The following is a 6,943-nucleotide window of genomic DNA, read 5'->3' as shown; positions in this document are numbered from 1 at the left end:
ACTTTGCTCAAGTCGGGAAACCCGCCCACGCAAGTGTCTCCAGAGGGCAGGAGGGAAGAGGTTTTTAGCTATTTTGCCCAAGACTTATCTAGTTAAGTTTATTTGTGCCTTCCTACTTAAATAGCAAGAGAATATTTTTCCGGCATTGCATAAATGCGGTATGAAATGAGCTTTTGAATCAAGAATAAAGATAGATTCTTTGCGCCTACTCTATCCTCACCCTTCTCTTGTTGTATAAAAGAGTGAGGAAATTCTCGTAAACTAATGCCACTAAGTATTTTGGCGTGAAGCTTGGGCGCGTCTGTTGACTTCCGACCAGTTGACGACATTCCACCAATTATTTAAATAATCGGCACGACGATTTTGATATCTCAGATAATAAGCGTGTTCCCATACATCATTTCCGATAATCGGATATGACCCTTCAGAAATAGGATTATCTTGATTGGGTGTACTGGTAATTTGCAATTGACCTTGGGCATTTCGGACTAACCAAACCCAACCGCTACCAAAGCGATCGCCTCCTGCTGCATTAAACTGTTTTTTAAAAGCGTCAAAACTACCAAAAGTTTGGTTAATTTCTTGGGCGATTTCGCCTTTTGGTTCTCCTCCACCTTGAGGACTCATGATTTGCCAAAAGATTGTATGGTTAAGATGACCGCCACCATTGTTACGTACTGTTGTCCTAATATCCTCAGGGATGTTATTCAAATCCAGGAGTAAAGCCTCCACGCTGCTCTTTTGTAGTTGCGGATATTTTTTTAAAGCATTGTTGAGGTTGTTAACATAAGCTGCATGATGCTTGTCGTGATGCAATTTCATTGTTTCTGCGTCAATCGCCTTTTCTAGGGCGTTATCAGCGTAAGGTAATGGTGGTAACTCGGCAGGATTTGTGCTTAACAGGCGATCAATATAAGCTACAGGGCGTGTATTTGTAGTAGGTGTAGATGTTTGTACAGGAGTTGCAGTAGGAATTTGGGGTGACTCTGCTACTTGTTGAGGTTGGCAAGCATATAGAGTAAATATGAGCAAAAGTCCCATGCAAAACCAAATAACTGGTTGCTTAAGAAATGATTTCATGACTAAGTTCTTCTTACTGGCTATATATCTGACAAAATTCACTCAGATTGTTGCATTCTTTAGGCAATTGGCGCAACTATCCTTGAATAGAACTAGTAATTCTCAATACGGCTTTTTGTCTAAATCTACTGATGTAGATGTGCAGCATCAACGTTTTTAATTAATGAGGTTTTGAAAGCGTCTGTCTGCGACAGGTGATATTTAGTGCGATCGCAGTTTCTTCTGGAACCATAGGTAAAATCCAAGAATGGTTGGTTTCCAGTTTTGCGGCTGAATTATTACGTTATAGCTGGTATCCAGTCCTCTTTTTTCCTGCCCAACGTGGCTAATACCCTTTCCACTTAAGCACATTAACAGCACGTAATTGCTCACTGTGTTGGAAGAAAGAACATTGGCAAAATGCTTTGAGCAGCTGGGTAAGTATTGGTGCTTGTGAACAATTGGGAGAAAGGGGAATAAGCCCTGCTGATGTAACTACGGATACTTATCCAAACTACTCAGGGGATTTTACGCAAGCTTGTCTATCTAAGCACTTAGGGCATAAAATCCGATAAAACCCATATATAAAGCGGCTTTCAAGCCTGGTCATGTTTGGTTGTTTACTGTCTACTGTTATAACTTGCTTGCTTCCTGCTTGACGAATTCTGAGACTTTGGCATTTTTATCAGTAGTTAAGCATCAGTAGCTGTCGATGGTGACAGGATGAATACTTATTTAATTACTGACTATTTCTAGAGTGTTTTTACCGGAATACTAATCAATAAAAGTTTAGTAATTTTGCCATTATTTATAATTTTTTAACTCGCTATATTAGCAATATGCAAAAGGCGGTTAAGCGAAGTCAAAAACACATTTAATCAGCAATTGCAGTGAGTCGAGGTTGAGTTTAGAAAGAATCTGGTTTGGGTTAAAAATTACTAATTATTACTAGTAAATCTCAAATCAACAAACAAGTCCAGTAATTTATTAATGATGAGGAATACAATCATGATCCGTCGTTTTTTATTAGCTTCTGCTTTGTTCGTTACAGGTACCGTAGTTGCTGCTCCTGGTGCTTTTGCAGGGACTACAGGAGAAACTGCTGATCAAACTGTTAATTTTCAAGGTATTATCCCACAAGTTTGTGTTTTTGGCAGTGCTAGTTCCGGTACTTTAGCAATCAGTGGCCCTAACTCAAAAACATTAAGTACATCGTCAACAGGCGGTGGACAGGGTGGAACTAGCGTTACTTGTAACTATGGAGCGCAACTGGGTATCGCTGCACCAATTGCAGGTGCTGGGGCTGCAAGTGCCTTAACTCCTACTAGTCTTACAAGCAAAGCTACTGCAAGCAGCGCGACTTTAACATCATCTGAAGCAAAAAGCGATGGTACTAAGGTAACTCTCAAGACTAGTGAAGCAACAACTATCAATGTAGATATGGATGTAAACAACGGTACGACTGTTATTCCAGCAGGTACATATAACTACACTGTAACCTTAACAGTTGCTCCATAAAGGCAAACTTGACTTAAGTTTGTAGTTTTAAAGCTCCTATCATATTTGCTAGGAGCTTTAATCAAAAAATCATGAAATCACATCAGATTACTTTTGCTATTGATAAAGAATTTTATTGATTAAGTAGAACGGCGTAAATATTTAAAATAGAGGGTTTTAACTTAATTAACTTTAATCAACATAGTTTGTTTTTTCCCACCAATTTACTTAGGTGATAAATTTAATGTGCAAGTAAATGTTTATTCGCCTATTTTATTTATTAGTCTCTACATTCAGTCTGGCGATAAGCTTATCTTCAATAGCAATAGCCGAAACTGCCCAGAGTGGATGTACTTTTAGCCAGTTTTTACCAGGTTACTTAGCTACCGATAAAATATTGCCGACTAAGTTAGCAAGTCTTCCTAATACTGGGGGTACAGCTATTGAGGTGACTGTTACCTGTAACCAGCCATCCAAATTAATGGTCTTGCCTCCACGTCAAACATCTGGCATTAACTTTACACCTGTCTCGGCTGTTGCGACTGTGGAAACACCAACTGGTTTATCTATAAATTCTAATCAAGCTTCTTCATTACCTTTATCTGTTGGAACAACATCATTAATAATCAACATATTTGTAGATAAAGGTAGCCCACTGGCGGCAGGTAATTATGCCTTTGCTGCGGAGTTAACTATCATACCTTAATTTTAAAAAATGTTTAACAAAAATTCACTGCTTACGTCTACTTTAAAATTAACCAGTTTAGTTTTCTGTGGATCTTTAATGACGAGTTTTCCTGCACAAGCGCAGGTTAGTCTTTCACCAATGGTTATAGATTTGCAAGCTAATCGTGGCCAAGCTCAAGCTAGTATTAATGTCAGTAATAATAGTGATCAACCTTTTCGCGCTCGTGTCTATGCTCAACCTTTTACTTATGACCGCGTTACTGGGTTTAAAACTTTAACTTCTAGCCCTAATGACCTTAATCCCTATCTGCAATTCTCTCCGCGAGAGTTAGTCATACCCCCTGGAGTCAGCAGAAAAGTGCGTTTGATAACTCGCTTTCCGCCTAATTTCCCTGAAGGAGAATATCGCGCAGTTATTTTTACGGAAAAGTTGGATGAAAGGATAGATCAAAACGGTAATAAAGTGAATATCGCTACTAGAATAGGTGCAACAGTTTATGTTCGCCAAGGTAAGCTGTCTAACAACTTAGTAGTAGATAGTGCAAGTTGGAATCAAGAGCAAAAGCAAATTCAACTATTAGTTAAATCTACAGGTAAACTTTCTGCTAGAACAACAGTTAAATGGACTTTAAAGCAAGGAAATAAGGTAATTAAACAAGGTCTTACTGATTCTAATTACATTATTGCCGAGAGCGATCGCTATATTCCGTTAAGTTCTAGCCAGCAAGCAGAAACAGCCTTAGTTGCAGGTGAGTACCAAATTACTGGGGAATTACTCTGGGGCGAAAATAATCAAAATCAGCAGAAATTTAATATCAACGTGACAATTCCTAATAAGTAGAACGGTGCAAATAAATCGAACTATTTAACGAACAGTAAAGCGGCTTAAAAACCTCTTCCCTTCAGCCTTATGCCCTCTGGAGACACTTGCGTGGGCGGGTTTCCCGACTTGAGCAAAGTGTCGTCCTCCTGCTTTGCCATAACGACAATTTTTAACACAGACCTACTTACTGCCTCTTCCGGCAAATGAACAAAATTTACTGGGTGCTAGCATTATTAACTTGTTATCTGCTACCAATCAATTCTACACAAGCATTAGCAGCAGATACTAGCGAAAGTTTTATCCGCCAAACACAAGCCTCTGCACCGCAAACAGCGACTACAGAGGCTTTTTCTGTTTTCCCAGTTGGGTTAAATGTGGGCAAACTTAATATTTTACCCAGCACATTTGTGCGAGGACAGGAAAATGGCAAAGAAGCTATTAATTTTGCAGATTGGTTAATATCTTATGATGCTGTTGTTGCATCTTTAAAACTATCAGTTAAATCTTTACCAGATGGTCAGTTAGAAGTACGTTCTCCTGGTTTGGTAACTCGCATTGACCCCAAGCAGTTAATTAATGACCCAGAACTAGGACTAGCTTTTTCTATTAAACAATTAGAAACTATTTTTGGGGTAACAGCCCAATTCGATATTATTGATTATGCGATCACTTTAAATGTTCCTTGGTTAGAAAAACCAGCATCATCTGTAGAGGATAGCACTACAGCACCTATCCAATTAGAAGGATTACCAATAGTTAAAGCTCCTAAACAAGCTCTGACGGCTATTGAGCAAAGAGTAAATACTAGTGGTTCAATAACATCAACTCCTAGTTTGGCGGGAGAAATGACTGCTGTAGGAACAGTTTTCAATGGTAGTTTCTTTTTACGTGCTAATCAAAGAGACCTGACAGACTTTAGCACGTGGAATTTAGCTGAAGCTCAGTATTTAAGAGAAACAGATAAAGCTGATTACGCTATCGGTTCTCAGCCGACTTTTTGGCGTAGTCAAGCCAGCGAACAATATTGGGGTTTTACAACTATTCAAAGACAGGGATTTAAAACGGTAGTACCCTTAGAAGGCGGTAGTTTTAGTCCCAATCAACGCTTACAAGCACAAGAAATTGGACGCACAATTGTCGGTAACGCTGCACCTGGAACTTTAGTCAGACTAACACGAGGTTTAGGCGATCGCCCCATTGCTGAAGTTTTGGTAGATTCCTCTAGAATTTACCGTTTTGAAAATTTACCTGTTGGGGGACAGTCATCAGGTAGTTATCGCGTCTTACTGTATCTCGAAGGTAGGCTAACTGCTCAACCAGAAATTCGTAGTGCAACTTTCTCTAACATCCCCGGACAAATTCCCCAAGGAGCATCAGCAACAATTGTATCTGGTGGCTGGCGGCGGCAATTATCAGGCGAAAACAATCAAAATTTTTTGGGAGATTTTACTGAATTTCAGGGGGGAATTGCTCGCAGGTGGGGTGTCTCAGAAAACTTAACTGTAGGTGCTGGCTTAATCTACGATCAAAATATCAAAGGATTAGGAGAAATATTTTATCGTCCTAATAACTTTCCTCTAGAGGTTGCAGCCTCTGTACTTTCAGCCGATAAAAATGGCAACTGGGATATTAATGCTAATGTGCGTTTATCTCCTACTAAGAATGTTACTGCCCAATTTAATACTGATAAGTTTTCTAGCCAATTTAACTTAGATTGGCGTATTTCCCCTCATTTAACTCTGTTGGGCAATTATGACAGCAGTCGTGGTTGGGAAACTGGAGTGCAGACATCATTTAGCTTTGGAGAATGGATGTCTTTAGGGCGTTTTAGTATAGATGCAGAAAACCACAGAAACTGGAATGTTTATCAACGTTTGGGGCTGTTATCGTTTAGTCATCAAGGTAATGACATTGGTACAACATCACAGTTAGAATACAACTTATCTGGTAGCTCGATTTCTGAGAGTGGTTATTCTTTACAACTAGGTTATGAAACACGCAACTTAAACCGTTTGGATAACCTAGCGACTTTAGCCTGGCGTTACCGCTCTCCAGAACAGTCATCTGATGGCAGAAATCTTTGGGATGTGGAATTAGGATATGGTATTGGTTCCCGCAGTTCCGGGCCAATAGTGACTTTGCAAACTGCTGCTATCCCAGGGTTGCTAGTGCGAGGCCGATATGAAGGCTGTTCTCTGAGTTCCGATGAAAGTTCTTATAGTTTAGAGATTGTTTCTAGCCTGAACTTTGATGGGGGAATCTTTCCAGGCGATCGCAAATCAGATAGATTCCGTTCTGTCGGGGGATTAGCCATTCAACCTTTTTTTGACAAGAATAATAACAATAAACGCGATCGCGGCGAACAGATATATACAGAAAACTCTGATTTACTTTTTGCTCTTAATAACCAACCTATCACATCATTTCGTCCAGAAATCCAAAAACAACGGATACTCGTTCCTCTTGTACCAGGAGCTTATCGTCTAGATATAGATCCGGCTGGATTTCCTCTAGACTGGGAAGCTACTGTAGATAGCTATGCAGTAGATGTAGTTGCTGGTAGTTACACTTCTGTTTTAATTCCGCTTCGTCTTTCTTACACTCTCTCTGGAGTGGTTACAGATACTAACGGTAAGCCAGTTGCAGGTGCGCGTGTAGAAGCAATTGCAACAAAATCAGACCAACGTCGTTTTTCTGTGACTAATGATGCTGGCGTTTATTATCTAGAGCGTTTGCCACAAAGCACCTATCACATCAAAGTTAATGATCAGGTCGCTCAACCAAATACAGTCACGTTGAACGAGTCTTCTCAGCACTTTCAAGAACTGAACATAAAACTGTAGGGGCTGATATTGTGTCTGATTAAACCAATTCGCA

The 6,943-nt window shown here is 39.7% G+C and carries 6 protein-coding genes; 5 read left to right on the top strand and 1 reads right to left on the bottom strand.

All coding sequences use genetic code 11. From position 1 onward, the window contains the following. Positions 1–270: 270 nt before the first annotated feature. The gene (locus tag H6G76_RS30975; RefSeq protein WP_277883146.1) at positions 271–1,080 is read right to left on the bottom strand and encodes a superoxide dismutase; all 810 of its coding nucleotides are present in this window, start codon (positions 1,078–1,080) and stop codon (positions 271–273) included. Between H6G76_RS30975 and H6G76_RS30970 the strand changes: the two genes are divergently transcribed. The 5 genes from H6G76_RS30970 (at position 1,079) to H6G76_RS30950 (ending at position 6,909) form a co-directional block, all read left to right on the top strand. Continuing rightward, on the top strand, positions 1,079–1,240 hold the full coding sequence (locus tag H6G76_RS30970) for a hypothetical protein (protein ID WP_190709500.1): 162 nt from the start codon (positions 1,079–1,081) through the stop codon (positions 1,238–1,240). The genes H6G76_RS30975 and H6G76_RS30970 overlap by 2 nt on opposite strands. Before the next feature lie 827 nt (positions 1,241–2,067). Continuing rightward, positions 2,068–2,577, top strand: coding sequence for a hypothetical protein (locus tag H6G76_RS30965; RefSeq protein WP_190709498.1), 510 nt, complete (start codon positions 2,068–2,070; stop codon positions 2,575–2,577). 235 nt (positions 2,578–2,812) lie between these two features. Continuing rightward, the gene (locus H6G76_RS30960; RefSeq protein ID WP_190709496.1) at positions 2,813–3,262 is read left to right on the top strand and encodes a hypothetical protein; all 450 of its coding nucleotides are present in this window, start codon (positions 2,813–2,815) and stop codon (positions 3,260–3,262) included. Positions 3,263–3,340: 78 nt separating this feature from the next. Then, entirely contained in the window at positions 3,341–4,084 is a 744-nt protein-coding gene (locus H6G76_RS30955; protein WP_190709494.1) for a P pilus assembly protein, chaperone PapD, read from the top strand. A gap of 185 nt (positions 4,085–4,269) precedes the next feature. Next, on the top strand, positions 4,270–6,909 hold the full coding sequence (locus H6G76_RS30950; RefSeq protein ID WP_190709493.1) for a carboxypeptidase regulatory-like domain-containing protein: 2,640 nt from the start codon (positions 4,270–4,272) through the stop codon (positions 6,907–6,909). Positions 6,910–6,943: the final 34 nt, after the last annotated feature.

The organism is Nostoc sp. FACHB-152, from assembly GCF_014697475.1.
Classification (GTDB): Bacteria; Cyanobacteriota; Cyanobacteriia; order Cyanobacteriales; family Nostocaceae; genus Nostoc_B.
Note: the sequence above shows the minus strand (reverse complement) of the source record. Positions and strands in the feature narration are given on the sequence as shown.

What these genes read in the sequence shown, in the direction of transcription:
- H6G76_RS30970 (WP_190709500.1), top strand. Translation starts at nt 1,079, where the DNA reads ATGACTAAGTTCTTCTTACTGGCTATATATCTGACAAAATTCACTCAG.
- H6G76_RS30975 (WP_277883146.1), bottom strand. Translation starts at nt 1,080, where the DNA reads ATGAAATCATTTCTTAAGCAACCAGTTATTTGGTTTTGCATGGGACTT.
- H6G76_RS30965 (WP_190709498.1), top strand. Translation starts at nt 2,068, where the DNA reads ATGATCCGTCGTTTTTTATTAGCTTCTGCTTTGTTCGTTACAGGTACC.
- H6G76_RS30960 (WP_190709496.1), top strand. Translation starts at nt 2,813, where the DNA reads ATGTTTATTCGCCTATTTTATTTATTAGTCTCTACATTCAGTCTGGCG.
- H6G76_RS30955 (WP_190709494.1), top strand. Translation starts at nt 3,341, where the DNA reads ATGACGAGTTTTCCTGCACAAGCGCAGGTTAGTCTTTCACCAATGGTT.
- H6G76_RS30950 (WP_190709493.1), top strand. Translation starts at nt 4,270, where the DNA reads ATGAACAAAATTTACTGGGTGCTAGCATTATTAACTTGTTATCTGCTA.